This is a genomic window from Cernens ardua (assembly GCF_051251085.1).
In the GTDB taxonomy this organism is placed as follows: Bacteria; Pseudomonadota; Gammaproteobacteria; order Pseudomonadales; family Halomonadaceae; genus Cernens; species Cernens ardua.
Window position 1 is genome coordinate 60,720 of sequence record NZ_JBPCZH010000007.1, and the last position, 26,550, is coordinate 87,269.

The 26,550-nt window shown below is 49.3% G+C and carries 19 protein-coding genes and 1 pseudogene; 7 read left to right on the forward strand and 13 right to left on the reverse strand.

All coding sequences use genetic code 11. From position 1 onward, the window contains the following. Nucleotides 1–137 precede the first annotated feature (137 nt). The 11 genes from LMG33818_RS11850 to miaB all read right to left on the reverse strand — a co-directional run bounded on the left by LMG33818_RS11850 (nt 138) and on the right by miaB (nt 13,603). Nucleotides 138–596, reverse strand: a complete 459-nt coding sequence (locus LMG33818_RS11850) for a universal stress protein (protein ID WP_442323603.1) — start codon at nt 594–596, stop codon at nt 138–140. Nucleotides 597–1,213: 617 nt separating this feature from the next. Then, nucleotides 1,214–1,678 (reverse strand): transcriptional regulator SlyA, encoded by a 465-nt coding sequence (gene slyA, locus LMG33818_RS11855; protein WP_442323604.1) that lies wholly within the window; start codon nt 1,676–1,678, stop codon nt 1,214–1,216. Nucleotides 1,679–1,836: 158 nt separating this feature from the next. Continuing rightward, on the reverse strand, nt 1,837–2,898 hold the full coding sequence (gene holA, locus LMG33818_RS11860; protein WP_442323605.1) for a DNA polymerase III subunit delta: 1,062 nt from the start codon (nt 2,896–2,898) through the stop codon (nt 1,837–1,839). Nucleotides 2,899–2,912: 14 nt separating this feature from the next. After that, nucleotides 2,913–3,518, reverse strand: a complete 606-nt coding sequence (locus LMG33818_RS11865; protein WP_442323606.1) for an LPS-assembly lipoprotein LptE — start codon at nt 3,516–3,518, stop codon at nt 2,913–2,915. Nucleotides 3,519–3,739: 221 nt separating this feature from the next. Beyond that, nucleotides 3,740–6,322, reverse strand: coding sequence for a leucine--tRNA ligase (leuS, locus tag LMG33818_RS11870; protein ID WP_442323607.1), 2,583 nt, complete (start codon nt 6,320–6,322; stop codon nt 3,740–3,742). A gap of 145 nt (nt 6,323–6,467) precedes the next feature. Continuing rightward, nucleotides 6,468–7,211 (reverse strand): YdcF family protein, encoded by a 744-nt coding sequence (locus LMG33818_RS11875; protein WP_442323608.1) that lies wholly within the window; start codon nt 7,209–7,211, stop codon nt 6,468–6,470. Nucleotides 7,212–7,219: 8 nt separating this feature from the next. Continuing rightward, a complete protein-coding gene (gene lnt / locus LMG33818_RS11880) occupies nt 7,220–8,716 on the reverse strand; it encodes an apolipoprotein N-acyltransferase (protein WP_442323609.1) in 1,497 nt (498 codons plus the stop codon). A gap of 375 nt (nt 8,717–9,091) precedes the next feature. After that, nucleotides 9,092–9,958 (reverse strand): CorC family transporter, encoded by an 867-nt coding sequence (locus LMG33818_RS11885; RefSeq protein ID WP_442323610.1) that lies wholly within the window; start codon nt 9,956–9,958, stop codon nt 9,092–9,094. 81 nt (nt 9,959–10,039) lie between these two features. Further along, complete coding sequence (gene ybeY / locus LMG33818_RS11890; protein ID WP_442323611.1) at nt 10,040–10,615, reverse strand: rRNA maturation RNase YbeY; 576 nt, start codon at nt 10,613–10,615, stop codon at nt 10,040–10,042. Beyond that, nucleotides 10,612–11,613: a PhoH family protein gene (locus tag LMG33818_RS11895; protein ID WP_442323612.1), complete on the reverse strand. Its 1,002-nt coding sequence runs from the start codon at nt 11,611–11,613 to the stop codon at nt 10,612–10,614. Before LMG33818_RS11895 ends, ybeY begins: the two co-directional genes overlap by 4 nt. A 646-nt stretch (nt 11,614–12,259) precedes the next feature. Then, nucleotides 12,260–13,603: a tRNA (N6-isopentenyl adenosine(37)-C2)-methylthiotransferase MiaB gene (gene miaB, locus LMG33818_RS11900; protein WP_442323613.1), complete on the reverse strand. Its 1,344-nt coding sequence runs from the start codon at nt 13,601–13,603 to the stop codon at nt 12,260–12,262. Between the two features lie 156 nt (nt 13,604–13,759). On the opposite strand from miaB, the gene LMG33818_RS11905 reads away from it, so the two are divergent. From LMG33818_RS11905 to LMG33818_RS11920, 4 genes are all read left to right on the forward strand, one after another. Beyond that, complete coding sequence (locus LMG33818_RS11905) at nt 13,760–14,128, forward strand: hypothetical protein (RefSeq protein WP_442323614.1); 369 nt, start codon at nt 13,760–13,762, stop codon at nt 14,126–14,128. A 1-nt stretch (nt 14,129) separates the two neighbouring features. After that, nucleotides 14,130–14,462, forward strand: a complete 333-nt coding sequence (locus LMG33818_RS11910) for a DUF1820 family protein (protein WP_442323615.1) — start codon at nt 14,130–14,132, stop codon at nt 14,460–14,462. A 542-nt stretch (nt 14,463–15,004) separates the two neighbouring features. Then, on the forward strand, nt 15,005–15,664 hold the full coding sequence (locus tag LMG33818_RS11915; RefSeq protein ID WP_442323616.1) for a TIGR04211 family SH3 domain-containing protein: 660 nt from the start codon (nt 15,005–15,007) through the stop codon (nt 15,662–15,664). Nucleotides 15,665–16,133: 469 nt separating this feature from the next. Further along, nucleotides 16,134–16,913, forward strand: coding sequence for an L-threonylcarbamoyladenylate synthase (locus LMG33818_RS11920; protein WP_442323617.1), 780 nt, complete (start codon nt 16,134–16,136; stop codon nt 16,911–16,913). Nucleotides 16,914–17,348: 435 nt separating this feature from the next. On the opposite strand, the gene LMG33818_RS11925 is transcribed toward LMG33818_RS11920, so the two are convergent. Beyond that, the gene (locus tag LMG33818_RS11925) at nt 17,349–20,069 is read right to left on the reverse strand and encodes a nitrate reductase (RefSeq protein ID WP_442323618.1); all 2,721 of its coding nucleotides are present in this window, start codon (nt 20,067–20,069) and stop codon (nt 17,349–17,351) included. Between the two features lie 938 nt (nt 20,070–21,007). On the opposite strand from LMG33818_RS11925, the pseudogene LMG33818_RS11930 reads away from it, so the two are divergent. The 3 genes and pseudogenes from LMG33818_RS11930 to nirD form a co-directional block, all read left to right on the forward strand. Next, a pseudogene (locus LMG33818_RS11930) lies at nt 21,008–21,856 on the forward strand (NAD(P)/FAD-dependent oxidoreductase); the annotation flags it as partial. A gap of 441 nt (nt 21,857–22,297) precedes the next feature. Next, nucleotides 22,298–24,841, forward strand: coding sequence for a nitrite reductase large subunit NirB (nirB, locus tag LMG33818_RS11935; protein WP_442323654.1), 2,544 nt, complete (start codon nt 22,298–22,300; stop codon nt 24,839–24,841). Further along, nucleotides 24,841–25,224 (forward strand): nitrite reductase small subunit NirD, encoded by a 384-nt coding sequence (gene nirD / locus LMG33818_RS11940; RefSeq protein WP_442323619.1) that lies wholly within the window; start codon nt 24,841–24,843, stop codon nt 25,222–25,224. Before nirB ends, nirD begins: the two co-directional genes overlap by 1 nt. A 130-nt stretch (nt 25,225–25,354) precedes the next feature. Here nirD and LMG33818_RS11945 read toward each other — a convergent pair whose 3' ends face one another. Next, a complete protein-coding gene (locus LMG33818_RS11945; protein WP_442323620.1) occupies nt 25,355–26,530 on the reverse strand; it encodes a CmpA/NrtA family ABC transporter substrate-binding protein in 1,176 nt (391 codons plus the stop codon). Nucleotides 26,531–26,550 lie beyond the last annotated feature (20 nt).

Here is a 26,550-nt window from a genome sequence, read left to right on the forward strand (position 1 = left end):
TGTTTCATCTTCTGACTGTTTCTTGAGGCCTACACTCCACACCACGCGACTTCACAACGCTGATTTACGGACGTGTGCAATAGGCAAATAGATGCTCAAGGGGTATTGCCGATGATCAAAGAGGTATTCCCACCCGATCAATCTACGGGTTCTTCCTCTTGAGGCGAAACACGTACGGCGAGAACATCGCAGGTTACATTTTTCATCAGCGTGGAAGAGGTAGAGCCCAACAATACGGCAAGACCAGTCCGACCATGAGACCCCACCACAATAAGGTCTGCGTGCTCGCTCCTGGCAAATTTGGCGATACTGGTATCAGCCTCACCGACCAATATATGTTGGTGTTCTTCAGGAATTGAAAATTGAGCGGCAACTGCCTCCAGACGGGTCTTGGCGTGTTTTTCAAGTTCTTCCTGAAGTGTATCGACTTCGACCGGCAAGTCACCTCCATAGGTATAGCTGATAGGCTCCAGGTTGTGCACGACGGATAATGTAGCGCCTGTGCGTTTAGCAATGGGGACAGCTTGTTCGATCACATGATTGGACTGCTCGGTAAGATCAATAGCGACCACAATATGGGAATATTCACAGCTCATCAGGTGCCTCCGGGCATACGGTCAAATCCGACACTGTTGGTACTTCGTATGGATAATATTTTGTATGGATAGTACTTCGAATAGTTAATACTTTGAAGAGATAGTACTTTGAAGAGACAGTACTTTGAATGAAGAGTATGTTGGATAAATGGCTATTTGAGTCTAACAATTATTGGGACTGATACTTGGGCATTTAAAATATCAAGGATGTTGGGCCAATGATAACAGAAAATAGCGCTCTTCAAGGGGAGTTATGAAGGTGTGGTTATAGAGGAGCGGTTTTAGAGATAAAGTTTTAAGGATGAAGTTATTGAGATGTGGATATAGAGGTATGATAAAAGAACATACCTATTTCTCTTACACGTTTAAATTTAGTGAAAATACTGTTGGAACATGGTGACAGGAATATCGTTGTCGTACGAGTATTGCCATGCTTTCGGAAAGAGGTCTTTTCAACAGATGGGGCTTGGATTGAAGAGCATGGGGTAGATTATCCCTGCAGAAAGGACTTATATCTGCATTTAAAAAGCAGAATTAATGGTAAATGTCACATACAGCATCAAAATAGATACAGAGAGCACGCAGGGTCCATGTCCTGCCCACCCTCATACATCACATCATGAATGCTCGAGCAAACGCTGGCAGTTATGCTCCATTTTGTTGAAAATCCCTAACATTTTGGATATTTCTTCTGCTTCGATTCCTTCCATCAACTCGATGCGAGCAGTGCTGACGACTTCACTGATTTTTGTCAGAAGAGGAGCTGCCGCAGGCGTCAGAAAAATTCGTTTCGAACGGCGGTCATCTTTACAACAACGGCGCTCTATTAAGCCTTGTTTTGCTAATTGATCAAGGGTGCGTACAAGCGAAGGCGCCTCGACACCAATAATTTCGGCCAATTCCCGTTGCATTAATCCGGGCCCCGCATGTTCCAGGCCGTAGAGTGTCATCCAGCGTGTTTGTGTTAGCCCAAGTGGGGCCAAACGCTGATCCAGTAAGGTGCGCCAGTTTCTTGGCAAACGATAAAAGAACTTCCCTAATTCTTCTATCGAAGCGGTGTAGTCATCTTTATTTGTCATCATGGTTTAGCGACTTTGGGAGCCATTCTCCGACATTAGGCACTGTCTTGAATCAGACAGAATGTCTAACATGAGAGCACCTGCTGACGTGCAACAGCTCTGGATTGTTGTAGTTTGTATAGTGTAAACATACTTCCCACTGATAGCGAATTATTATCCCATCAAGCAGTGCTGCTTCTGTATGCCTGTGGCCATTCATACAATGGGCCCTTACCGCCAGCCAGTGTCAATACCAGATCGGTGATTGCAGGCCATACAGGAAGCTCTGCTGCACCCTTGATAGAGAGATCTATACGCTGGGCAAACATTAGCATTCGATAAAGACGTGACTTTGGTAGTCGACGACATGCACTTTGGTAAGCTCGGCGTTTACGTTCGATAATGGCTGGTTTTTGCGCTTTGCAGGCATGATCAAACTGTTGCCCCTGATCCAAATGCTGACGTAATGAGAGCAGGGTACGGAGCTCACGTGTAAGTGCCCACAGCAGGATGGGGGCTTCGGTACCCTCTGCTTTCAATCCGTCAAGAATACCCAGCGCACGGTTTTTATCGCCCTGTATGCAGGCATCAGAGAGTGCAAAGACATCATAGCGTGCACCATCTCCAGCCCCTTCTTCGATCAGCTCGATAGAGAGTGACGTGGCATCAGGATAAAGGAGACGCATCTTTTCCAGTGTCTGATCCAACGCCAAAAGATTCCCCTCATAGCGTTGAGCCAATGCGGCCGCTGCCTCGGAGGTACAATTGAAATCATACCGTTTGGCGCGGTCGGAGACCCAATAGGGAAGCCGTTTTATATCAATCGGCCATACAGGAACATGAATGCCTGCGGAGTCCAGGGATTTGAACCATTTGCTTTGTTGTGTGCGGTAATCAAGACGGCCAGTAGTCACTAACAGGATGTCATCAGAGGGTGGGGCACTTGCATAGCGTTCCAGTGCCTTGCCTCCTTCCTGACCGGGGGACTGAGTCCCCAAACGTACCTCGATCAAACGTTTGGAGGCAAAGAGAGAGAGCGTATTGGCAGTATCGTTTAATTGTGACCAATTGAAACCAGACTCCACTTCCAATACTTCACGCTCATCAGCGCCGTTGCCATAGGCCGCCTTGCGTATGGCATCGCAGGCTTCCATATGCAGCAATGGTTCATCCCCTGATACGATGTAAACTGGGGCGAGCGATTTACTGAGTTGAGCCGGTAGCTTATCGGGCATTACCTTCATGTCCGCAGACTACCTTATGGCTGACGCGTATGTTCAGTTGTGGCAGGTACGTCAGGTTGAGTGCTGTGTCCCTTCACGGATTGCCCCTGTGGATGCGTTGCCAGTGCTTCGACACGAGCAACCAATTGAATGGCAGCCTGTTGCGCCAGTTGCTTGTGAAGCTGTGCGCGTACATCACCACGCTGCAGTAACTGATTGGTGCTAGTGGTGTAATTGCCGGATACTTCAATATTTTGTTGATCGGCCAGGTACGCATTGTCACTGGTTCGTTGAATCGAGTAGGGCACATCCAGCACGACCAAACGCTGCTGGGTACCACCATCGCCCGTGTAATTCAGGTTGGTTTCATTAAAGGTGGCATCACCCACATTCAATTGCACGGGAGCATTGGCCACGATACGGGTGCCCGCCTGCTGGAAGTATGAATGGATCTGCTGCGCAACCACATTCTGCGGGGTGTCATTGGTAATATTGAATTCCAGTTCAGGCACCGTAGGCGCTGAATTGGACCCTAGACCTTGCAGCTGAAAGCCACAACCGGCAAGGGATAGCGACGTCGCAGAGAGTATGGCTACCGACAGCGCTTTCAGTTTTGCAGCATGAGGTACGGAGACTTTCAAGAGGATGCTCCCAAGGTCAGTATTATCATGTTCTTTTTAGCATGAAGTTACATATCAGCACTACTGTACGCCATGGACAAGAGTGTTCTTCGACATCAGCGTCATGCCGGGTGCTGGTCTACATGCTTCGTTGAGGAAAAACAGGGGCCCATAATGGCTGCCCCTGCAAATTTCAATTGAATGATATACGCACGCCTGGCGTACAAGCGTATGATGCAATATCAATTGGCAACGATATTAACCAGTTTCCCGGGGACCACGACCACTTTCTGAATACTTTTGCCCTCTACATGCCTTTGGACATTTTCGTTGGAAAGTGCTTCACATTCGATCTTGACACGATCTGCATCCGCAGGAAGCTCCAACTGGGCGCGTAGCTTGCCGTTTACCTGAACAACCATGGTAATCGAATCACGTTTCAGTGCCTTTTCATTTACTTCTGGCCACGCGGCATCAATGACCGGTTCTTCGTGACCCAGCGCTTCCCATAATGTATGACAGACGTGAGGAATAATTGGGGAAAGCAGAAGGACGCATGCCTCAACGGCCTCACGTTCTACCGCCAGCCCTTGCAGGGACGTGTCGTCAAATTTGCCCAGTACATTGGTCAACTCCATTACCGCCGCTATCGCAGTATTGAAGACATAACGACGACCCAGATCATCGGTACATTTCTGAATGGTTTCGTGTGTCTTCCTGTGGAGATCGCGCTGATTTTCATTCAGCTCTGACTCAACGATGTGACCCGGTTCACCATGTTCAAGATGTTCGTAGGTGAGTTTCCATAAACGCTTGATGAAACGGTGAGCGCCTTCAACACCACTGTCTGACCATTCAAGAGACTGTTCTGGAGGGGCAGCAAACATGATGAACAAACGAACGGTATCGGCACCGAATTGTTCAATCATTGGTTGCGGGTCGACGCCATTGTTCTTGGACTTGGACATTTTTTCAATGCCGCCCATCACAACGGGTTCTCCATCACGAGTCAATACGGCACTGACAGGGCGCCCCTTTTCATCACGGTTTACCGTAACTTCAAGTGGATTGAACCAGGTGCGGCTGCCGTCTTCCTCTTCACGGTAGAAGGTTTCTGCCGTAACCATCCCTTGGGTAATCAGCTTTTTGAAAGGCTCGTTGCTGTCAATCAGGCCAAAATCACGCATTAACTTGTGGAAGAAACGGGCATAAAGCAAATGCAAAATAGCATGCTCAATGCCTCCGATATAGGTGTCTACCGGCAACCAGTAATTGGCACGTTCATCCAGCATGGCGGAATGGTTATCAGAGCAGCAAAAACGCGCGTAATACCAGGAGGATTCCATAAAGGTATCAAACGTATCCGTTTCACGTGTCCAGCCATCACCCAAATCATAAAAGGAGCGCATTTTCTTTAGCGGGGAGCCACCTGTCGGGTCGATTTCCACTTCCTTGGGAAGCGCAACAGGCAGTTCGTCATCTGTCAAGGCGACGGTTTCACCTTCCGGACCGTACTTGATCGGGATAGGCGCCCCCCAATAACGTTGGCGGGAAACACCCCAATCGCGCAGACGGAAATTGATTTTGACGCGGCCCTTACCCTCTTTTTCGAGCAACTTGGCAATGGCATCGAAGGCTTCGTCAAACAATAGCTCGTCAAAATCACCGGAGTTGATTAGCTGACCATAATCCGTGTAAGCCTCTTCACTAACATCGGGTTCCAGGCCATCCAGGTCAGAGACGACCGGTTTGATGGGCAACCCGTATTTGGTGGCAAATTCCCAATCCCGTTGATCATGAGCAGGAACCGCCATGACAGCGCCTGTCCCATATTCCATCAGTACGAAGTTGGCGACATAGATGGGGAGAAGCTCACCGGTAATGGGATGCTCGGCACGATAGCCGGTATCCATGCCTTTTTTATCCATGGTTGCCAGATCGGCTTCCGATGCACCGCCTGCGCGGCACTCTTCGCGGAAGGCGAGGAGCTCAGGATTCAGTTCTGATGCCAGACGTGCCAGAGGATGATCGGCGGCAATGGCCACATAACTCACCCCCATGAGCGTATCCGGACGCGTAGTGAAGACTGTCAGCTTACTATTGGCTTCGCCCACTTCGGGAACGTGAAAGTCGAGTTCCAGTCCTTTCGATTTGCCAATCCAGTTACGCTGCATGGTCTTGACCTGCTCCGGCCATTCCAGATTTTCCAGATCGGCCAACAGTTCTTCAGCGTAGTCAGTGATTTTCAGGAACCACGAGGGAATTTCGCGCCGCTCAATAAGGGCGCCTGAGCGCCAGCCGCGGCCATCAATGACCTGTTCATTGGCGAGAACGGTTTGATCGACCGGGTCCCAGTTAACGGTGGAGTTTTTCTTGTAAACCAGTCCTTTTTCAACCAGCTTCGAGAAGAACCACTGCTCCCAGCGATAGTAATCTTTGTCGCAGGTGGCAAACTCACGATCCCAATCATACGCAAACCCTAGCGATTTAAGCTGTTTACGCATGTTATTGATGTTGGAATAAGTCCACTCTGCTGGCGGAACCTTGTTCTTGATCGCCGCATTTTCAGCAGGCATACCAAAGGCATCCCAACCCATGGGTTGTAAAACGCTTTTGCCATTCATGCGCTGAAAGCGTGAGATGACATCCCCTAGAGTGTAGTTGCGCACATGCCCTGAGTGGAGGTTGCCACTTGGGTAGGGGAACATGCAGAGGCAGTAGAATTTCTCACGATCGGGATCTTCCACTGCCTTGAAACAACTGTTCGTTTCCCAGAACTGTTGCGCTTTGCGTTCGACATCTGAGGGAGAATACTGTGCATCCATTGCTTGATCTTGACACCTTGAAATGAATAGCCAGCCTTTAGCAGCGTGTGAATGAGCTACCGGGCTACCTTTTAACTGTTAATGTTCAGCGATATTCTTCTGACCATGATAGCACGCCTTGGACGGTGGCTGTCAGTATTTGAAGTTACCGTCCTACCCACCATCCAACATATTCCTGTAATGCACGCTGGCTTTGTGCGAGCCCCAGTGCAGAGGGGAACCACCCCATGATTCCGGGGGGGCTTGTCGAAAAGCCTGAAGGGGCGGCTAAAACCCTGAATCCGCAGCGTTCGAAATTTCGCTTTGCGCGTGCCATATGGAATGCAGTTGTTACCACCACAATGGTATGGATGTGGTTGGCACGTAACAATGGCAAGCTCAGTTGAGCATTTTCTCGGGTATTACGGCTGTTGTTTTCCAGCCAACTTGCATGTATTCCGAAGTTTTCCTGCAGGCTGTTTTTCATCAATTCGGCCTCGGAACGGAGTTCACCTCCTGGTCGCCCTCCTGTTAGCAGAATGGGGAGGTGGGTTTTACGTTCCAGTTCTGCGGCTTTGGCAACTCTCGCGAACGTATCCAGATTGATGCGTTCAGGCGCTTGTCCGGGAATAGGTGCGGAGCGCCCACCGCCCAATACGACAATGGCTTGCGCTTCGTGCCATTGTTCTGTGGTGATGGGGGAGAATTGCTCATTCGGATGGCTCAGCCACACGCTGACTCTTGGCATGGAAAGTACAATAAACATGATGACGGAAACTACACCGAGCCAAAAGCCGGTTCTGGGGGCCCAACGACTGATAAATATTGAAACAAGCAGTGCTGTTGCAACACCTCCCGGGGGGAAGAGGCATGCTTTCAATAAAGATAAAAATGTCGTCGACGTCATCATGAGCATATTTACTGTTGTTGCCGGCGTGATTTCACTGCGCCTGCTGCTACCAATACGACACTGACAAGAATGATCGGCCAGCTACCGGTTCGGGTGAAGAGTGTTTCGCCATACACAGGATGTACCACTGTATTCAGTGCGCCTGATACAAAGCGGGGCATACTGGCAATAATTCGGCCATCAGGAGCGGCTACTGCGGTAACGCCATCGCTTGTGTCCTGCATCAGGTAGCGATTGTTCTCCAATGCTCGCATTTGAGCCATTTGCATTTGTTGAACTGGTCCGATGGAGTGCCCGAACCAGCTATCATTGGAGATAGTGACTAGCATGTTGGCGTGTTTGGCCTGTTCCCTGACCAGATCCGGATACACCACTTCGTAACAGATAGACATTCCCACCTTCAGCCCATTGGCTGTAAGCGGAGGCTGATTGGCTGCGCCCTGTGACATATGTGAAGTCGGTAAATTGAAAAAGCCGAGCATGGGGCGAAGAAGCCCTTCCAGTGGGACATATTCGCCAAATGGCACCAAACGGTATTTACGATAAAGCGTGGTTGTCATTCCGCCCTGCGGGTGTTGATCAAACGCCACGGCACTATTGAAGAAATTCTTTCCTTGAGTCGTGATAATGCCACTGATCAGTGAGCTTCCCACTTTCATACTGGATTGCGCTGACGCAAATACCGGCATGGCATCCTGCAAGGTCATGGGCAACGCCGCTTCAGGCCATATGACCAGATCAGATTGGCTACCATGCTGGCGAGTCAGATCCAGGTACGTGTTAACGGCATCCTCTTCCCCTTGAAATGACCACTTTTCCGATTCGGGCAAATTGCCCTGGATGAGCGATACGGAAATACTTTTAGCATCAGGCGTTAACCATTGAGTGGGTAGGAGGGCTCCAACAATCCATATCAATGCCAAAGGCAAAATGGCACACAGACGTCGTCCGATAACAAGGTGCCACAACAAGGCACCGGAAAGCGCAACAAAAAATGAAATCAGATAGACGCCGCCGATCGGTGCATAACTGGCCAGTGGGCTCGTGAGGTGAGCCGAACCCAAAAACAACCACGGGAATCCTGTCAGAAACCAGCCTCGGAATACCTCGGCGAGTGTCCATGCTGCGGCGAAGGTTAAAGGCTCTATACAAGATACCTTGGGTGCCAGGACACGATAGAAAGCAGCGGCAATCAGATAGAAGAGGGAAAGGCCGAGGACGAAGACCAGTGTAAGCAGTGTCGCCTCTATGGCGTTGGCATTACCAAAGACATTGATGGAGACGTATACCCAGGATGCACCTGAACCGAACAGGCCAACTCCATAGAAAAAGCCTATCAGCATGCCCTTGCGTACACGCGTGCCTCGAAGCAATGCATAGAGTGGGGCGCATATCATTGGGCCCAACCACCAGAAGTTGAATGGAGCAAAGGTCAACGTGGTCAAGGCGCCTAGAAGGAGGGCAACCAGCACAGCAAAGCAGGGTTTGTGAAATAGTGGGCGCATGGCCTGTCCTATCGTTTGTCTACAACAGCAACGTGCCAGGCGTATGTGCTGCTGGAAATCCACGGGTAAACAATTCGGGCGAGTATACGGTTAACTGGACGCATACTGCCATTCAATTATCGGCAATTCAGCGTGGCGTAAGTTGTTGATCCGGCCACATCACTCGGTTGTGAGTGATAACGGGATGTTAACAGAATTGAGAATGTTAACCGAGCAGAGTGTTTAAATAGAGTACTCCGTTTAGTCAGCACTAGGAGCGTAATCGAAAAGGGCATTTTCATTTATGCCACGATGATACCTATAAAAAAGCCCAGCCTTGCCAATGACAGCAGGGCAGGGCCTTTGATATCAAGATCCCTTGTGAGGGGATGAATACTATTCAGCCGCGTGTGGTGCCGGCCGCTCCACTTTTAGCCAATGTAGGCGCCTGTTATCGGCATTGGTAACGGTAAACTTCCAGCCATCCAACAGGGTTTCTTCACCTCGTTCGGGGAGATGCCCAAAGCTTTGCATGACAATGCCACCAATGGTGTCGAACTCTTCATCGGGGAAATCTGTACCGAACTCTTCATTGAAGTCTTCGATGGGCAGGATTGCTTTGACGGCGTACGTATTGTCATCAAGCTTGCGAACTTCATCCTCTTCGTCAATATCGTGTTCATCTTCGATATCACCGACGATTTGCTCCAGAATATCCTCGATGGTAATGATGCCCGCCGTTCCGCCATACTCATCGACCACAATCGCCATATGACTATGAGTATCGCGGAAATCCTTGAGCAAACTGTTCAACCGTTTGGATTCAGGTACAAACGTAGCGGGCCGCAGTACACTGTGCAGATCGAAGGTGTCACGTTCGCTCTCAGGTTGCCCGATCAGTGGAAGAAGATCCTTTACCAGCAGGATGCCGATCACATCATCCAGCTCTTCATTGATCACCGGATAGCGTGAATGACCGGATTCATTAATAAAAGGGAGATATTCGGCCGGGCGCTGATCCGATTTGATCGCCTGTATCTGGGACCGCTGTATCATGACCTCACGCACTTGCTGGTCACTGATCTCGAAGGCACCCTCAATGATAGAGAGGCCTTCCGCATCAAGGTCGAAGCGGGGACCTGTTTCACGAAGAAACTCCAAAAGCTCGGCACGGCTCGTGGGCTCATCATTGTCATTTGAAAAAGTCTGTAGGAGTCTTTCCAACCAGTTTTTACTATGTTCAGCCGATCGGTCTTCGCTCATGGCGGCGGTCTCTTATCCTCTTTTTATCGTCGTGATGATCAGGCACTAAAGCCTGTTCAATCAAAAATAAACGTTACAGTGTCATTGTTCCTGATAGGGATCTGAAATCCCCAGACGGGCGAGCAATCCACGCTCCAGTTGCTCCATTTCTTCCGCCTCGTCATCATCAATATGATCATAACCCATCAAATGCAACGTGCCATGAATGATCATGTGCGCAAAATGATCTTCAAGCGCTTTGTGCTGTTCGTTTGCTTCTTGCTGCACTACATGTGGGCTGATGACCAAATCACCCAGCAGGGGGATATCCATGCCGGGGGGGGCTTCGAAGGGAAATGACAGTACGTTGGTTGATGAATCCTTGCCACGATACTGGTGGTTTAGTTCGCGGCTCTCTTCTTCATCCACAAAACGGACTGTTATTTCATTGCGGTCATCATCGGGATGAGCGTCCAACACGATGGTTAACCATTGCAAAATATCTGCTTCCGAGGGCAATGGTGTAAAATCGACTGCCACTTGAAGATCCACCACCGGCTCTGAGGAATCTTCTTCAAATGCCGGTTTCTGCCCGCTTTCGTGATCACTGTCTGCGTCAATCGGTTTTGCGGTAGACTCACTTTGCGTTGGATGGTCTGATCCCATCTGATTTGTCATGAAGTAGAACCTTCTTCACTTTCATATTCATCATAGGCATCAATAATGCGCTGGACCAAGGGATGACGTACCACATCCTTGGACAAAAATCGTGTAATACTGATGCCTTTTACATTCTCCAGAACACCCAGCACGTGTGTGAGTCCGGATTTCGATCCCCTTGGCAAATCGATCTGGGTCACATCACCGGTGATAACGGCAGTGGAGCCAAACCCGATACGGGTCAGGAACATCTTCATTTGTTCCCGTGTCGTGTTCTGGCTTTCATCAAGAATGATGAAGGCATTATTCAGCGTACGTCCACGCATGTAGGCCAGCGGTGCTATTTCGATCACCTGACGTTCGATCAGTTTGTTCACTTGTTCAAAACCGATCATTTCGTAAAGCGCATCGTAAAGAGGGCGTAGGTAGGGATCGATTTTCTGCGCCAGATCTCCGGGAAGAAAGCCCAGTTTTTCACCGGCTTCAACGGCAGGGCGAACCAGCAGAATACGCTGAACCTGTTGCTGGTTCAGTGCTTCTACGGCAGCAGCGACAGCCAAATAGGTTTTACCTGTACCGGCAGGACCGACACCAAAATTGATATCATGTTGGCGAACCGCCTCAACGTACCCCTGTTGGTTAATACCACGAGGTTTGATCATCATTTTGGGGGTACGGATAACGACTTGCCCATGCCCGGCAGCGTCACCTGTCTCATCGTCCTTTTTTTCCATCCTGGTTTCACGAACGAACAGATGTACAGTATCAGGTGTCAGCTCGTCACCTTCTGTTTCACGATATAACTGCTCCAGCACATTGGCGGCGGTTTTTACCTGTTTCTGGGAACCTGCCAGCTGGAACGTATTGCCCCGATTTCGAATCGTCACATCGAGCCCCTGTTCCACCAGCTTCAGGTTTTCGTCCTGCTGGCCACAAAGACTGGCAAGACGCATGGGCTCGTTGGGTTCCAGGGTGATTTGAAGTATACGATGACTTGTCGCGGTATCTTGGCTCAAGAAATATGTCCTGAATAAGTGAGTGTTACATTCGCTTCAAACAAGGGTATAGGGCCTATTATCCCTTCTAGTACATGGGCCCATTTGATTCTAATACATAGGCCCATTTGATGTTTTTTCAAGGGTAGGCATTTAGTATATAGGTGTTTTTAGTATATAGGTGTTCTGGTCGAAGAGTACGTTTTAGTTAATGAGTACGTTTTCGTCAAAGGCGTACTTCGAAAGCATTTGTGGCCAATACCTACTGTGGCTAATACCTACGCCAACAGGTGATGGCACGTTTCTTTTAAAAACAGCTCAGTATTCTATCAACCTTGTGTTATATCGGCCAAAACACGGAACACTTTAGTACAGAATACGGCGGCTATTAATAAATAGACAACGCCGCCACCTCTTTTCGCATGACTTCAATGGGCAATATCGATATTAAAAAGCTGCCTGCCATTTGTATCAGTGAGCCACTTGATTCGATATCTGCCCGGCGGTATGAGTCTCGATTCATTGCATTGCTATCGTAGACTCTTGTTATCCAAGGGCCCTGTTATCCAAGACCATTGGCTTTCAAACAGCCGTTAAAAAATACCCGAAGGAAGCCCGGTTCCTGTGAATACAGCCCTTGAAAATTTACCCTTTAAAAATACAGTCTTTAGAAACGCTCGTTTGAGACCAGTTCTCCCCGCAGAGAGTTGGCATACGCTTCCGTGATTTCAACGTCAACAAAATAGCCGATCAATTCAATAGGGTTAGCTGCCTTGAAGTTGACGACGCGGTTGTTTTCGGTGCGTCCCGAGAGCTCACCCGGATCCTTGGGAGAAAAACCAGTAACGAGAATGCGTTCGGTATTGCCGACCATACGTCTTGAAATCATTTGGGAGCTTTCGTTGATGGTTTTCTGCAACCGTGCCAAACGCTCTTTTTTGACCTCTTCAGGAGTATCATCCGGTAAGGAAGAGGCAGGGGTCCCCGGGCGTTTTGAGTAAATGAAGCTGAAGGATTGGTCAAAACCGATACGGTTGATCAGATCCATGGTCTGTTCGAAATCTTCCTCTGTTTCACCCGGGAAACCGATAATAAAATCCGAAGAAAAGCTGATATCAGGGCGCAATGCACGGATTCGTTCCAGCTTGTCGATGTACATGTCACGTTCATGACCACGTTTCATGGCCGACAAGATACGATTGGAACCTGATTGCACAGGCAAGTGTAGGTGGCTCACAAGCTCAGGTACTTCAGCGTAGGCCTGAATCAGACTTTCACTGAATTCCACCGGATGTGACGTTGTAAAGCGAATGCGGTCGATACCCTCGATACCGGCAATGGTGGCGATCAACTCAGCCAAATCCACTTCATCACCGAATTCATCCAATCCTCGGTAGGCATTTACGTTTTGCCCGAGGAGATTTATTTCACGCACACCCTGTTCAGCCAGCTGGGTGACTTCATCCAGCACGCTGTCGAATGGGCGTGAAATTTCCTCCCCGCGTGTGTAGGGGACAACGCAGAAAGAACAATACTTGGAACAGCCTTCCATGACCGAAACAAAGGCACTGGCACCCTCGCTCTTCGGCGCTGGCAACCGATCAAACTTTTCGATTTCGGGGAAAGTGACATCCACCACCGAAATCTGGCTTTTGGTACGCTCATTCAGCATGTCAGGTACACGATGCAATGTTTGCGGGCCAAAGATCATATCCACATGAGGTGCACGCTTGCGGATGTTGTCACCTTCCTGACTGGCAACACAGCCCCCTACACCAATCATCAGGTCAGGGTTGGCCTGCTTGAGTTTTTTCCAACGCCCAAGCTGATGGAATACTTTTTCCTGCGCTTTTTCCCGGATAGAGCAGGTATTCAGCAAAATGACATCTGCTTCCGTTTCGTCATGGGTGATTTCCATCTTGTGGGACTCACCCAATAAATCTGCCATACGGGCCGAGTCGTACTCGTTCATCTGGCAGCCATGAGTCTTGATGAAGAGTTTTTTTGCCATGGGAATACTCGCCTACCTTAATAATTCCTGCTTTCAAGATGTGCCAAGAAAGAGTTTATTCATTTTGTACGGTTTCGAATCGAATAGCCGAACAGACAGGACGCACAAAAACATGACCGAGGCCTTCTATACCGTGTTGCGCTTGGGCTTTTTTACATGCACCCGACGGTTTTCATGATCCCCATTGCCACCTTTTTCAGTCTGGTCGCATTGCGCATAAATAGCCCCAAAAGCGGTGGTGATACTGTAATCTTGCCTGATAGGACGCTTCGCCTGCTTTCTGTTCACTGGGTAGACGTGGAAAGGTCCCGCCCGGTAACGCTGGTCGTTCATCCTGATATAGGGTGCGGCTTCGGATTCGATTCGATATGTCGGATTTTTTCAGAAGGGGTGCCTATCGTCACCCTCTGGATACAAGAATGCCACATTATACGTGTTTATCAGCATTACGGCCAAACATTCAATCATGTTAAAATCAGTTATTACTCAGCATTTAATATTCATACCGCAGAATTGAAGAGATAGTATGGCAGCAAAGCCTATTTACCGCGTGACAGTTCACCAGCAGGGTGAAGTTTGGGAATTATATGCCCGTGAAATTTACCAGAGCGAGTTATGGGGATTTCTTGAGGTAGAAGAATTCGTTTTCAGTGATTCCAGCAAAGTGGTTGTTGATCCCTCGGCCGACAAATTGCGTAGAACATTTGAGGGCGTTACTCGTAGCTACTTACCCGTCAATATGGTGCTTCGCATTGATGAAGTTGAACGTGAGGGGGAAGCGAAAAGTGTGAAGAGTGATGGCAAGATCGCAATGTTTCCCCAGCAGCCGATGCAATGGTCTCCGAAGCGTGATGACTAAGTCATTACCTTTGTGGGTCTTGTTGTTTTTTTGTTGATACTCATCATGTGTTGCTGAGCAGGAAGGGCGTTTTGTCCGTAATTTGCTGTTTGAATTGCTTTTTGTTAATTGTTGCAATCTGTTCCCCAGGGGGACTGGGGGCCTGAGAAATGTTGAAGCATTCTCAGGCGTTCTACTCAACTGATCCCAGTCGTGAGTGAATATTTTTTGATCAGTTCGTGTGTTGGCTAGCGGTTGATATGCTCACAGAGTTCCACTCAAGGGTTGTTCAGTGAGTTATCCACAGGATTTGTGGAGAAGATGAAATATCCGGAAATTGCAGTATCAAGAGATTGAACCATTGTTTCAGATTGACTCAAAACGGGATGAATGCAGCTGTTTAGTTATAGTGTTTCGTAGGTATTGATAGCACATTACCTTTGATAATCTCATCAATGGTTGTAATCGCAGGATGTGCTTCATTCATTTTATTTTTCTTTTCATGTTGCGTGAATGAATGCATGTTTACAGTTTTTCAATATTTTTTATTTTCAGGTTAAATCATGTCGTTATTTTCAGTGAAAGGTTTTCGTACATTGCATGCCCGCCGCATCGCGGCCGTTATGTCTGCCCTGGGTGTAGGGGTAATGCTGGTACCTCACGTGGAGGCGGCCAGTCAGCAGCAATGGGTGAGTGATCATTTGTCTGCCTATGTCCGTAGTGGTCCTACAAATGGTTATCGCATTGTGGGCGCGCTGGATTCAGGGACACCAGTGCAGGTGATTTCCACCCAGAATGATTATTCTCAGGTTCGTACCTCCAAAGGGGATACCGTTTGGATTCCCAGCAACCAATTACAGGATCAGGAAGGGGCAGCCGCTCTGGTACCGGCGCTTCAACAGCAGGTAGCCAATCTGAAAGCAGAGCTTAACAGCAGCTCCGATACTATCCGGCAGCATGCACAATCACTGCAGCAGATCGCCGACGACCAGAAAAAATATATTGGGCAACTGGAATCCACACGTACATCGTTAAATCAGCAACTCAATGACAGCCAGTCACAGGTACGTCGTCTGCAAGCTCAATTAGGGAGCGAACATCAGGATGAGCTTTTACGCTATCTTGCATATGGCGGTGGAATCGCGGGTATAGGTTTGCTCGTGGGACTGGTGCTTCCCAATATGATCCCGAAACGCAAGAAGAGAAACGACCGCTTTTTCTAAACCTTCCGAATACCGGTTTTGTCCCTGCAGCTATCAGGCTGCAGGGAATCATTATGTCGACAGCCAAAGTGCATGTGTTGGATGAGAAGAGATGAATCAGGTTGCAGGAGGTGAGTAGCCCACCTCAAATGGCAACAGGCGGCGGTCTTGGATTCGGTTGGTTTTTCTTTAATTGGCTTATCTTGCGTTGTTTCGGGCACCACCGTTTATCTGTCAAGTAAGCCATGCAAGTATTAGCTAAAGATTCTTTCGCACAATACAGCAATATTGCTCATAAAAGTAGAAAAAAGCGCAATATACTTTTTGGGCGCTATTTTGTGCCTTTGAGGGAGGGTTGTTCTTTTTGTATTTTGTTGTTATTTAAGTTTTTTTGAATTTTACTGTTGATTTTTTGCTTTTAATGAGCAACAATCTGCTCAACTTAAGGTGAGCGACGCAACGGCTCAGCATTATTCAGTAAGGACATCCAATGGCACCAGTAAGAGTTGAATGGAATAAAGGCTTACAACCGGAAGCAGTCGATATTCTGAAAAATGAAGGCGGTATGATCGTTTGCCCGACCAAGGTCGGCTATATCATCGTTACATCCGACCATGCCGGCCTGGAGCGCAAGTTCGAAGCCAAGCAGCGTAAGCGCAACAAGCCCGGTGTAGTCCTTTGTGGGTCCATGGATCAACTGCGGGCACTTGCAGAGCTGAACCCTGAAATCGAAGCGCTTTATCAAAAGCATTGGGATCAGGATATTCTGCTGGGTTGCATCCTTCCCTGGCGTGAAGATGCCAAGTCACATATTCCGGATGACAATTCTTCTGAATTGATGATGGATCAGCGTGGGACAAGTTGCTTCGTCATCAAATTCGGTAAACCCGGCGAAATTCTGGCCAAGGATTTGTGGGAAAATCATGGCAAATTCTGCTTTGCCAGTTCAGCCAACCCGTCCGGTAAAGGTAATCGCGGGCTGGTTGAAGGTATTGGTGAGCGTATTGAAGAGCGTGCTGACCTGATTATTGGTGCCAATGATTATGTACGCTCCATTCAACCGAATGAAACAGCTGACACCCGTTATGAACAAGGGGTGATGGTATCCATGGTGGATGATGATGGTAAGCTGGTGCCTGAGCAGAAAGGGCAGCGTGATGTTACCCCTTGCCCGGTGTTGATTCGTAAGGGACTTGATGTCAACAAGATCATGGCATTGTTGGCTGATACCTTTACGACCTGGGATTATCGTCACGGCAACTACTATTAATCAATATCAACTGTTAATCAATATCAACGTTTTTTGATATTTGCGCGTTGGTTTGTATTCGTACCACAGGTTAAATCAAGAATGATTCGGTAAGTGTGTGGTTGCAATAAAGTACAAAAACAAAATTACAGTAACCGTTGCAGGTTGACGGGTGCCTTCGAACAAGATGGCCTAAAAGGGCATCGTCACAATCGAATGATTTGTTTCTACATACTACCTTGATTGATCCGGTTGCATCGATGATGCAGCCGGTTTTTTATGCTTTAGATAACTGTGGGAGAAAGCGATTGTCAGTGTAGCTCTTGAATGAGTGTTATCAGGCGTTTCTATTTTCTGATATTAAGCGCCTGGTTGGCTGATCTGTCAGTTTTTATCTTGTGTCGATGCATCCGTCACCCTGTCCATGAGGTGCCGTCCATTCGAGCTTTCGAGCCTCTATGACAAAGCATCATTTTCTGCTGGCATAACAGGTATTTGCTGAATAATACGCTTTATCTCAGGCATGCAGGAGCCGCATTGAGTGCCGCATTTCAGTGTCTTGCCCAGTGCTTCAACGGTCGTGTGGCCCTCTGCAATGGCGCGTTGAATTTGATGTTCACCAATCTGATAACAGCTACACACGATAGTACCCTGACTCTCACCCCCCAGTGGTTTACCCGCAAGGAGCTGCCTGCGATCTTCCAATGAAAGTTGATCTTCAGCAAAGCAGTTATCCAGCCAATCATCCTCGAGTGCTATGTTGACAGGAGATGAACGGAACCAACCTGTCAGTTTGCCTTTATGTATCCAGGCCGCACGTAGATAGGTGGCATCCTGTTTATCGCTGGTGTTCCCCTGAAGAGTTGGTGCACCACTGAAGAGTTTGTTCAGTACTCTGTGAACGTCTGGAATTCGTGTAGATGCCAGCTGAATACGAAAACACTCTTTTAGTTTGATGATTGCCCAATATTCAAACGCTAACGAATCAAGTAGTGCCACTTCGGGTGCTGTTGGCATCAATACCACGGCATGCCATGCAAGAGGGATTTCAGATAATTGAACGTGGGCAAACTTGCTGGCCGGTTGCCCTGACAGTGGATCGCGACGTGGTGCAATCAATGCGCTGGCAAGAGAGGCGTGGCTGAAATGATTGTTCCAGTGGATCGGAATAAACACTTCTCCGGGGCGCATGCGGGTTGATACCTGTGCACGTCCCGTGTAACTCCCTTGCTGATTGCCAAGGTGCAAAAGAGAGTCCGAGGTAATGCCCAGCCTATCTGCATCCTTGACGTTGATTTCGACAAAAGGCTCTGAGCGATGTCGATTCAACCGCGCTGAGCGTGAGGTACGTGTCATAGTATGCCACTGGTCACGTATTCGCCCGGTATTCAGGATAAAATGATGACGAGGTGGCATATCAAGTACTTCATTTTGCACTGCAATCAAGCGCGCACGCCCTGACGGCGTCGTAAAATAAGCGTCTTCGTAGAGGCGGGCCGTCCCCTCAGGTGCCAGCGCGTTCACCGGCCATTGAACAGGGGCCAGGTTATCGTAGGCACGTTGGTCCAGTGTACCGAGCCCGGACAAATCGAAAAGTCTGAAGCCTTGTTCGCGGTTATTTTCGAACCCGGACAACGCGACATGTTCATTGAAAATATCGGCAGGTCCCTGATAGCCAAAGGCTTCGCCAAAACCCATTGCATGAGCGACTTCAGTGAGAGCCTGCCAGTCATGATGAGCATCACCGGGTGGTGGGAAAATGCCTCGCTGGCGTGATATCCGACGTTCCGAATTGGTGACGGTGCCATTTTTCTCACTCCAGCTGGAGGCCGGGAGCACGATATCTGCAAAGTCGAGGGTATCTGATGTCGCCATGGCTTCACTGACGATCACCAACGGGCATTTTTTTAATGCGCGTCGGACCCGTTGGCTGTCTGGCAAACTCACGACCGGATTGGTCGCCATGATCCACAATGCTTTTATGTCGCCTCGTTCGATAGCCTCGATTAAATCCAGTGCTTTATAGCCGGGACCTTCAGGAACATTAGTCTTTAATGAGGGCGTACTCCAAAAGCGTGTCAGGCGATCACGTGCACCTGGGCTATCGTAATCCATATGTGCAGCCAGTTGGTTAGCCAGCCCCCCGACTTCACGTCCGCCCATCGCATTGGGTTGACCTGTAATTGAAAACGGGCCGGCGCCTGCATACCCAATGCGGCCACTGGCCAAATGGCAATTGATAATCGCATTGACACGGTCCGCACCATGGTCGGACTGATTGGTCCCTTGTGAGAATAACGTGACTACTCGTGGTTCATGACTGAACCAGTGATAAAAGGTAGTCAGGCGTTCAACATCAATATCGCACTCGTTGGCGAGGGCTTCTAGCGCGCAGGTTTGTTGTTGGGCTTTTTCCAGCGCGGCATCAAAACCTTCGGTATGTTCATCAATAAAGGTTTGATGAAGCATGCCCTGTTCGGCTATATAGCTCAATAGCCCGTTAAAGAGGGTAATATCGGCCCTGGGACGAATACCCAGAAAGAGATCCGCAATCTCACAGGTATCCGTGACGCGGGGGTCTATGACAACGACTTTCATGGTGCTATTGCGCTCTTTCGCCGCTTTGACCCGTTGAAAGAGTACGGGGTGATTCCACGCAAGATTACTGCCAACAATCACCAACAGACGCGCCTGTTCCAGGTCTTCATAACAACAGGGGACCGCATCCGCCCCGAAAGCTCGCTTGTGGCCGACCACTGCAGCCGCCATACATAGGCGAGAGTTGGTATCCAAATGGGGGGTGCCAACAAATCCTTTAAAGAATTTGTTGGCCACGTAGTAATCTTCTGTCAACAATTGTCCCGAGAGATACGCGCCGATGGCTTTAGGTCCAAATTCTTCGCGGATAGAAGTCAAGCGATGGGCAATCGATTGGATAGCTTTTCCCCATGCCACTTGTTGACCATCCACGTACGATTGAGTGACACGCCCTTGCTTGCCCAATGTTTCATGCAAGGCGCTGCCTTTGACACATAATCGCCCCTGATTGGCGGGGTGGTGAGTATCTCCCTGGACATTCACCTCACGTCCATGATTTACGATCACGCCACATCCTACGCCACAGTAGGGGCAGGTCGTCGCCGTCTGGTTTGTCGGTCTTCGGGTAGCGTTTGTCATTTACTTTCCCCGCCTTTTTGGTCCGCTGTGCCCAACATCGTTATACATGCTGTTATTTCTGGAGCCATCATTTTCAAGCAAAAGGGGCCCACTCCACGCGTTGTGAAGTGAGCCCCTTTGCTCATCAAGGTCGTTATCAAGAAATTGCTCTCTGAATAACGTCATTGGTCAATGTTTCTGACATCAAGTCAGTTGCCTTTAGACAGGCAATAACTGGGCCAGTTTTCTTCTTTTAACCTGCCTCTGGGGCATTACGCTGCAGAAATTTGCATTAAGATATTTTTAGAGAAAGAAAATGGTGATTGATGGTGCAAAATTGAAGAGAGTGATCATTCATGGTGCGTAAAATGGTTTGTTGAATAAACTTACAGCGGTGTTTATAGCCTGAATTTTATTTAACTTGCTGATAAATAGGGTGTTTGTTGTTTTTAGGCATGAATCATGATTGTTTCTATTCGATTATGTTTTGATAAAGTACCTTGATGAAACAAGTCGTTATCGATGGATGAAGTGGTTACCCATAAATGGTGTTAGCCCGTTCTAAAAGATGAGTAGTACATCCCTCGAGCCTGACGACCGGTAAGTCTTGATAGTAAGTATTGATAGGTTTTTTCAACGGCGAACAAGTCTATCAGTAGGATGATCGGATAATCGTCAAGACAAGCAAACGTATTGGCATTTGCTGTGAAAAGAATGGAAGAATGTTAAAGCATGAAAGAAGAATGTGGCACTTTTTGAAGCCATGAGTTTATTGCGGTGCCAATTGAATTTCCAGGGTATCTCTGCTCCAGTATGACGCAATTGTATAACAGTAGCAGAGTCTAAAATCTGTATATGAGAGCAAAGACGCTCGAACCTTTCCAACGGAAGGCTCGGGCGTTTTTTATTTGTGGGTTCTTCATGATGATGAAGGGCAGGACGCATTAAAGGATTCAGCCATGCAAGAGACATCCTCCATACTGGCCATCATTGGCGGCGGCATGGCAGCGCAGCGTCTGGTTGCACGTTTGCTGTCCAGTCACTTTTCACATACCTGTGGTATGCGTATTGCTGTTTTCAGTGCTGAGCCCGATTTCGGTTATAACCGAGTCCTGCTTTCCCAGCTGCTGTCCGGGGAAATAGAGCGTCACGAACTATTGTCGCCGTCACTTGAGGAAGAAGAAGCGGTTGACCTTTATCTGGCTGATCCTGTAATCGATATCGATCGGGAAAATCACGTTATCAGGACCGTGTCTGGCCAGACTGTTCACTATACGCGTGCGGTGATTGCCACAGGGTCGAAAACACATCGAGTTCCGTTTGAAGGTGATTGTATCGACGGAATCGGTGAATTCAGAACATTGGCAGATGCCGATGGATTGTTGGCAGAGACCATGCCGGGCATGCCTGTATGTGTTATCGGGGGCGGATTTTTAGGGCTTGAAGTTGCCGAAGGTCTCCGTCTGCAAGGCGCCGATGTCACCGTGATTCATCGGGGGAAGTGGCCGCTTAATCGACAACTCGATGAAGAGGGTGGGCGGCAATTGGCCGATTTGCTTTCCGAGCGTGGATTACGTTTCAAATTTCAACACACGGTGAGCGCCATTGCATCGGATGGTGAAGGTAAGCTGACTTCTATCACTCTGAATGATGGCGAGCAACTCCCTGCACAGCGTCTTATCCATGCTACGGGTATTCGGCCCAATATCGAGCTGGCGCGGATAGCCGGGCTTATGTGTGGGCGTGGCATACAGGTTAACGATCAGCTGCTCACCAGTGATCCGCACATATACGCACTGGGCGAGTGCATCGAACATCGAGGGGAAACCTTTGGGCTGGTCGATCCCATTTGGCGTCAGGTGGATGTCCTGCTCTCGCAATTGATGGGCGAAGATGAACTCTTCGATGCTTATCCTTCTGCATCTCGGCTGAAGATCAGCGGGATCGATCTTTATGCTTTTGGTGATCCCTTCGGTCAAGAAGGGGACATCTGGTATCGCTATAGGGACACCGAATTGGGTGATTATCGCGCGATATGCCTGAATGATGGTCAAATTCGTGCAGGTTGCCTGATAAATGATACGCGGCTGGGCCCTCTTTGGTATGCACATGCATTGGCCGAAACAAAAGTTGATGAGGGTGATCACTGGCTTTATGAAGCAGACACACCTTCTGATACACAACATGCCCCGACTACACAACAAAACACCTGCAGGAGTCAGACCATGAACATGGCAGAGGATTCATCTATGGCTGAAGAAAAACAGCGTCCCACCATTATCGTGGTGGGTAATGGCATGGTCGGTCACCACTGTGTAGAGCGGTTGATTGAATTGAACGTTCAGCAGTCACACCGGATTATTGTTTTCGGTGATGAACGTCATCCCGCTTATGACCGTGTACATCTTTCAGAGTACTTCAGTGGTCGCGATGCGGTATCTTTGGCTCTTTGTGAAGCCGATTTTTATGCCCTCAACAATGTCGAGCTTCACTTGGGGGAGCGTATTGATCATATTGAGCGCTTAGAAAAGTATGTGGTGACGGCCAGCGGGTCTTATCACTATGACGAGCTGGTGCTGGCGACGGGTTCTTATCCGTTCGTTCCTCCGATCGACGGCAGTGAAGGCAATGCACGCCTGGTATACCGAACACTTGACGATCTGGATCAGATTCGCGCAGCAAGTGAGGGTGCGAAACGTGGTGTTGTTGTCGGCGGCGGATTATTAGGGCTCGAAGCAGCCAATGCGCTCAAGAGTTTGGGCCTTGAAGCGCACGTAGTGGAGTTCGCTCCTCGATTAATGCCGGTTCAGCTGGACGAGCAGGGCGGTGCTGCGCTGATTTCGCAAATTGAAGCACTCGGCGTTGGTGTGCATGTTTCCAAAATGACACAGGCTATTGTCCCCGGCGAAGAGGGTTATCGGTTCCGTATGAAGTTTGCCGATGGCGAGTCACTGGATACGGATCTTGTCGTGTTCTCTGCGGGTATTCGTCCGCAGGATACACTGGCTCGCGCGTGTGATTTGAAGATTGCTGAACGTGGTGGGGTCATTGTCAATGACCGTTGTCAAACCAGCGATCCTGACATCTATGCCATTGGTGAGTGCGCCAGTTGGAAAGGCAGCGTGTTCGGATTGGTCGCTCCCGGTTACCGCATGGCGCAATTGGTGGCAGACCAATTGGCTGGTCTACCATGCGAACTGTTTTCCGGGGCAGATATGTCGACAAAACTCAAATTGCTGGGGGTCGATGTTGGCTCCATTGGCGATGCCCATGCGATGACATCGGGCGCGCGCAGTGTTCATTTCATGGACGAAAGTAGCGCTACATATCGTCGGCTGATCTTGAGTGAAGATGGCAAATTTGTGTTGGGTGCCGTTTTGGTGGGGGATAACAGCTACTACGACACGCTGTTACAGTATGTGGCAAACCGCATTGAGGCACCGGAAAACCCGGCCTCGCTGATTTTACCCACGACGGGTGATACCCCGCTTTTAGGCGCTGACGCCCTGCCGGATTCAGCGGTGATTTGCTCGTGCAATAATGTAAGCAAAGGCGCCATACGGCAAGCTATTGATGATGGCTGCCTCGATTTTGGTGCGTTAAAGGCCAGTACGAAAGCATCGACTACTTGCGGTGGCTGTGCCGCGTTGGTGAAACAGGTATTCGAAGCCGAGTTGTCTGCCCTGGGGGTCGAGGTCGATCACAGCCTGTGTGAACATTTTTCGTTTACTCGCCAACAGCTGTTCGACATGGTCATGATCGAGAAAATTCAGGATTTCGATACGTTGATGGCACGTCATGGTAATGGTGGGCTGGGCTGTGATATCTGCAAGCCAACCGTAGCTTCCATTCTCGCCAGCAACTGGAATCGCTCGATTACCGATTCGGATCTGCAACCCTTGCAGGATACCAACGATGCCTTCATGGCAAACATGCAGAAAGACGGCACCTATTCTGTAGTTCCACGTATAGCGGGTGGCGAGATTACACCCGAAAAACTGATAGCTATGGGGGAGGTCGCTCAAAAATATGACCTCTATACCAAAATCACGGGTGGTCAACGTATTGACATGTTTGGTGCTCGCCTCGATCAGTTGCCCGATATCTGGGAAGAACTGATTGCTGCAGGCTTCGAGACCGGGCACGCCTATGGCAAGTCTACCCGTACAGTGAAATCGTGTGTGGGCAACAGCTGGTGCCGTTATGGTGTACAGGACAGTGTGTCCATGGCGTTGCAGCTTGAACATCGCTACAAGGGGCTACGCTCACCTCACAAACTCAAGTTTGGTGTGTCCGGCTGTACCCGTGAGTGTGCCGAGGCGCAAGGTAAGGATATTGGTGTTATCGCCACTGAACATGGCTGGAATTTGTACGTGTGTGGCAATGGCGGGATGCGGCCGCGCCATGCAGAGCTCTTCGCGACGGACCTTGATGATGAAACACTGATCCGTTACATCGATCGTTTGCTGATGTTCTACATTCGTACTGCCGATAAACTTCAGCGGACGTCAGTATGGCGTGAAAATATCGAGGGCGGTCTGGAATATATACAGGAGGTCGTTATTAATGACAGCCTTGGCCTAGGGGCTGAACTTGAGCGCCAAATGGAACGTGTTGTTGAAAGTTACGAAGATGAGTGGGCCGCTGCGTTGTCCAACCCCGAAAAACTCAAACGCTTCCGTACCTTTGTGAATACGGAAATGAGTGATCCGGATCTGCAGTATGTTCGTGAGCGTGGGCAGCGACGTCCTGCCCGTGTGGATGAGATCCCTGTCATAGAGGAGAGCCTGTGATGAGTCCTGTTGAATCGACGTTCGGGGAAAAAAGGGCAGAGCCTTCGGGAGAGTGGACACCTCTCTGCCATTATGAGGACCTTGCCTCCAATGCGGGGGTAACGGTTTATCATGGCCAGACACAAATTGCGCTTTTCCTGTTGAAAAATCGGGCAGATACTACCGAGCGTATTTATGCCGTTTCCAACAAGGACCCTTTTTCCGGCGCCAATGTAATTGGGCGTGGTATTGTCGGTGATGTCGATGGCATCCCGGCGGTGGCGTCTCCGTTGTACAAGCAGCATTTCAACCTGTCCACGGGGGAATGCCTAGAGTCACCCGAAGTGACGTTAACCACCTGGCCTGTTCGTGTGAGCGAGGGAATAATTGAAATCGGTGGATAACCTCTAGTGCCTTTCAGCACCATGTTAACGGGGCACGGGATACGCCTACACGCGGCGAGTGAAAGCAACCATCCTGCCACCCCGTTAACGTTTTAGCCACTATTATGACTTTTATGGCCTCCACCCAGCTTCAAGTGGGATCGGCAAAAGGTGCGCTCGGATCAAACCGTTGGCCGGCCACCTCGAATGTGGCGTGATCTGAATAATTGGCACCATCATTTAGGGTCTCAGTCGTTGTATCTTTCCCCTCGATAGGCGCATTCACTTGCGAATGGATATCGGCACGAATAATGCGGTCGATTGTCTCACGCAACTGCGCTTCATCCGTATAATGGCCCCAGCGTTTCAGTTGCGCTGCATACCACAGTAGCTGGGCCTTGCTGGGATGTTGGGCGCTATGCTGATAGAATTCGATACCGACATTGTCATCAGCGCTTCTGTGTCTGAAACGCTCATACAGTTCCGGCTTGATACTTTCAACGTCAAGATCGAAGTAGTGACCTTCCGCGAGCATATGGCTGGCTGCCAGGCGATGTTCAGCGTTGCTGTCCAGCCACCTGCCGGCCTTGATAATGGCTCGTAACAGTGCCTGGTGGGTGTGAGGGTGAGTCTCCATCCATGCCTGTCTTACCCCCAGAAGTTTCTCTTGAGCATTAGGCCAGAGTTCTTCACATCGCACGAAAAGATGCGAGACTTGTTGCCCAGCAGCAGCATCACTCCATGGCGCACCGACACAAAATCCATCAATCATTCCCTCCGTCATGTAATCTGCCATGAGTGATGGAGGAACAACTCGCAGCTCAACATCGTTATCCGGATCTATACCCGCATCAGACAACCAGGCTCTTAATAAATAGTGATGCGATGAAAAAGGGTGGACATGGGCCAGTCGTAACCTTGGCAATCCTTCCTGTTGCCGCTGCCGAACCACTTTCGCCAATGCCTTGCCTCGTTGCGAATGATCGTGCTCCGCTTCTGGCAGGGCAGTGATAGCACGTTGATACAGGGGGGAAGAAAGGCTGATCGCATTGCCATTACGATTCAGTGTAAGTGCCGTGATGATCGGTGTTTTTATGCCGTCCAGCCCCAATGAGGCAGCCAACGGCATCAGCGGTAACAGCTGGGCGGCTTCTACCTCTTCCAGCTGAATGGCATCTCTGACCTGTGCCCAGGACTGCAGGATAACCAGATCGACATCCAGTTCCTCTTCAGCGAAAAAGCCTTGCATTTGGGCCACGACCAGCGGTGCAGCATCCGTCAACGGTAACATCGCAATACGCAGCTGGTGTGTTTCAAGCGTATTCATTTGGGTTCTCCGCTGAAAAC

Excerpts from the sequence above, each read along its gene's own strand:
- LMG33818_RS11850 (WP_442323603.1), bottom strand. The coding sequence starts at position 596 with ATGAGCTGTGAATATTCCCATATTGTGGTCGCTATTGATCTTACCGAG.
- slyA (WP_442323604.1), bottom strand. The coding sequence starts at position 1,678 with ATGATGACAAATAAAGATGACTACACCGCTTCGATAGAAGAATTAGGG.
- holA (WP_442323605.1), bottom strand. The coding sequence starts at position 2,898 with ATGAAGGTAATGCCCGATAAGCTACCGGCTCAACTCAGTAAATCGCTC.
- leuS (WP_442323607.1), bottom strand. The coding sequence starts at position 6,322 with ATGGATGCACAGTATTCTCCCTCAGATGTCGAACGCAAAGCGCAACAG.
- LMG33818_RS11875 (WP_442323608.1), bottom strand. The coding sequence starts at position 7,211 with ATGATGACGTCGACGACATTTTTATCTTTATTGAAAGCATGCCTCTTC.
- lnt (WP_442323609.1), bottom strand. The coding sequence starts at position 8,716 with ATGCGCCCACTATTTCACAAACCCTGCTTTGCTGTGCTGGTTGCCCTC.
- LMG33818_RS11885 (WP_442323610.1), bottom strand. The coding sequence starts at position 9,958 with ATGAGCGAAGACCGATCGGCTGAACATAGTAAAAACTGGTTGGAAAGA.
- ybeY (WP_442323611.1), bottom strand. The coding sequence starts at position 10,615 with ATGACAAATCAGATGGGATCAGACCATCCAACGCAAAGTGAGTCTACC.
- miaB (WP_442323613.1), bottom strand. The coding sequence starts at position 13,603 with ATGGCAAAAAAACTCTTCATCAAGACTCATGGCTGCCAGATGAACGAG.
- LMG33818_RS11905 (WP_442323614.1), top strand. The coding sequence starts at position 13,760 with ATGCACCCGACGGTTTTCATGATCCCCATTGCCACCTTTTTCAGTCTG.
- LMG33818_RS11910 (WP_442323615.1), top strand. The coding sequence starts at position 14,130 with ATGGCAGCAAAGCCTATTTACCGCGTGACAGTTCACCAGCAGGGTGAA.
- LMG33818_RS11915 (WP_442323616.1), top strand. The coding sequence starts at position 15,005 with ATGTCGTTATTTTCAGTGAAAGGTTTTCGTACATTGCATGCCCGCCGC.
- LMG33818_RS11920 (WP_442323617.1), top strand. The coding sequence starts at position 16,134 with ATGGCACCAGTAAGAGTTGAATGGAATAAAGGCTTACAACCGGAAGCA.
- LMG33818_RS11925 (WP_442323618.1), bottom strand. The coding sequence starts at position 20,069 with ATGACAAACGCTACCCGAAGACCGACAAACCAGACGGCGACGACCTGC.
- nirB (WP_442323654.1), top strand. The coding sequence starts at position 22,298 with ATGGCTGAAGAAAAACAGCGTCCCACCATTATCGTGGTGGGTAATGGC.
- nirD (WP_442323619.1), top strand. The coding sequence starts at position 24,841 with ATGAGTCCTGTTGAATCGACGTTCGGGGAAAAAAGGGCAGAGCCTTCG.
- LMG33818_RS11945 (WP_442323620.1), bottom strand. The coding sequence starts at position 26,530 with ATGAATACGCTTGAAACACACCAGCTGCGTATTGCGATGTTACCGTTG.